Source organism: Roseovarius tibetensis (assembly GCF_050896375.1).
Classification (GTDB): Bacteria; Pseudomonadota; Alphaproteobacteria; order Rhodobacterales; family Rhodobacteraceae; genus Roseovarius; species Roseovarius tibetensis.
Genome location: NZ_JBPBBB010000085.1, coordinates 2,501 through 5,084 on the forward strand (window position 1 = coordinate 2,501; position 2,584 = coordinate 5,084).

The following is a 2,584-nucleotide window of genomic DNA, read 5'->3' on the forward strand; positions in this document are numbered from 1 at the left end:
ACTCGATTGTTGATAGCCGCAAGGTTATCACCAGTCGGGTCAAACAGGTACTTGGGGACTGAATACATAGGTCTTCAAGAGCAAACCCGGGGAACTGAAACATCTAAGTACCCGGAGGAAAGGACAGCAATAGCGACTCCCCTAGTAGCGGCGAGCGAACGGGGACCAGCCGAGCCCAGAGAGTGACCAGAACATGTTGGGAAGCATGGCCATAGCGGGTGACAGCCCCGTATGGGAAGCTCGACGGGACGTATCAAGTAGGGCGGGACACGTGAAATCCTGTCTGAAGATCGGAGGACCACCTTCGAAGGCTAAGTACTCCTTACTGACCGATAGTGAACCAGTACCGTGAGGGAAAGGTGAAAAGCACCCCGACGAGGGGAGTGAAACAGTACCTGAAACCGAACGCCTACAATCAGTCGGAGCTTGACTGGACTCTAATGACAATCCGGGACATATCTGATGTCCCAAAACGATGGAGAGACGCATGTCGGATCTGGCATTTCTCACGGACGGCTCGGCCGCCGTCGTCGGCCTCGTCCTGGGGCTGATCGACATGGGCATGACCCATTGTCCCGAGAATGGGTGCCTGGCGCGCAACGACCGCCAGGCGTTCACCGCGATCTCGGCGGGCGAGGTCGTCTTCCAGGAAGACGGCATCGGCGAGGAGCTGCATGTCAGACGCCAGACCGGCACGGCATGGGGGCCCTTCCAGACCACCTATGGCGCATCGGTCACCAATGATGGCAGCCTCTGGGTCGGTCTTGGCAGCACCACGACCTACACGACGCCGAACGACCGCTGGTACGCCCAGTTCCATGCGATGCCCGGGCTTTACGCCCGAGGCGACGGGGCCGATCTCGGCGGTCCGATCGTGTTCCGATCGGGCGTGGAACTCGGCTACGAGAACCGCGGCGGCGTGCGCATGGGCGTGGGTGTGGACCACCGCTCGAATGCCGGTCTCTACAGCGACAACCCGGGGCTCGAAACGGTCTATTTCCGTGTGTCGATCCCCACCAACTGATTGTCATCAGTGTCCAGTCTTGTGACGGCGTACCTTTTGTATAATGGGTCATCGACTTGGTCTATCCAGCAAGCTTAAGCCGTTAGGTGTAGGCGCAGCGAAAGCGAGTCTTAATAGGGCGTCGAGTTGGATGGATCAGACCCGAAACCGAGTGATCTAGGCATGACCAGGATGAAGGTACGGTAACACGTACTGGAGGTCCGAACCCACACCTGTTGAAAAAGGTCGGGATGAGTTGTGCCTAGGGGTGAAAGGCCAATCAAACTCGGAGATAGCTGGTTCTCTGCGAAATCTATTTAGGTAGAGCGTCATCTGAATACCCCCGGGGGTAGAGCACTGGATGGGTAATGGGGCCCCACAGGCTTACTGATCCTAACCAAACTCCGAATACCGGGGAGTACTGGATGGCAGACAGACGGTGGATGCTAACGTCCATCGTCAAGAGGGAAACAACCCTGACCGACAGCTAAGGCCCCCAATTCATGGCTAAGTGGGAAAGCAGGTGGGACGACCAAAACAACCAGGAGGTTGGCTTAGAAGCAGCCATCCTTTAAAGATAGCGTAACAGCTCACTGGTCTAAACAAGTTGTCCTGCGGCGAAGATGTAACGGGGCTCAAGCCATGAGCCGAAGCTTCGGATGCCGTAAGGCGTGGTAGCAGAGCGTAGTGTGACATGGTTTCCATCCTCTCTGAGGTCCCTCGGGGCCTCATGGAGGGCAGGAAATCTTCGATGAAGCCGGGGCGTGAGCCATCCGGTGGAGAGATCACTAGTGAGAATGATGACATGAGTAGCGACAAAGAGTGTGAGAGACACTCTCGCCGAAAGTCCAAGGGTTCCTGCTTAAAGCTAATCTGAGCAGGGTGAGCCGACCCCTAAGGCGAGGCCGAAAGGCGTAGTCGATGGGAACCGGGTTAATATTCCCGGGCCAGATGGAAGTGACGGATTGCGACGGTTGTTCCTCCTTATCGGATTGGAGGGGCCGCTTAGCAGTTCCTGGAAATAGCTCCATCGCTAGATCGTACCCTAAACCGACACAGGTGGACTGGTAGAGCATACCAAGGCGCTTGAGAGAACGATGTTGAAGGAACTCGGCAAAATACCTCCGTAAGTTCGCGAGAAGGAGGCCCGGGTTCAAGGCAACTTGGATCCGGGGGCACAAACCAGGGGGTGGCGACTGTTTACTAAAAACACAGGGCTCTGCGAAGTCGCAAGACGACGTATAGGGTCTGACGCCTGCCCGGTGCCTGAAGGTTAAAAGGAGAGGTGAGAGCCTTGAATTGAAGCCCAGGTAAACGGCGGCCGTAACTATAACGGTCCTAAGGTAGCGAAATTCCTTGTCGGGTAAGTTCCGACCTGCACGAATGGCGTAACGACTTCCCCGCTGTCTCCAACATCGACTCAGCGAAATTGAATTGCCTGTCAAGATGCAGGCTTCCCGCGGTTAGACGGAAAGACCCCGTGCACCTTTACTACAGCTTCGCACTGGCATCAGGACTGTGATGTGCAGGATAGGTGGTAGGCTTTGAAACCGTGACGCCAGTCGCGGTGAAGCCACCCTT

1 rRNA gene (only partly in view) is annotated in these 2,584 nt (G+C 56.3%); it reads left to right on the plus strand.

Features of this window, described 5'->3' with window-relative positions:
* A 23S ribosomal RNA gene (locus tag ACROSR_RS20085) occupies positions 1 to 2,584 on the plus strand (its annotated part extends 137 nt beyond the left edge of the window); the annotation flags it as partial.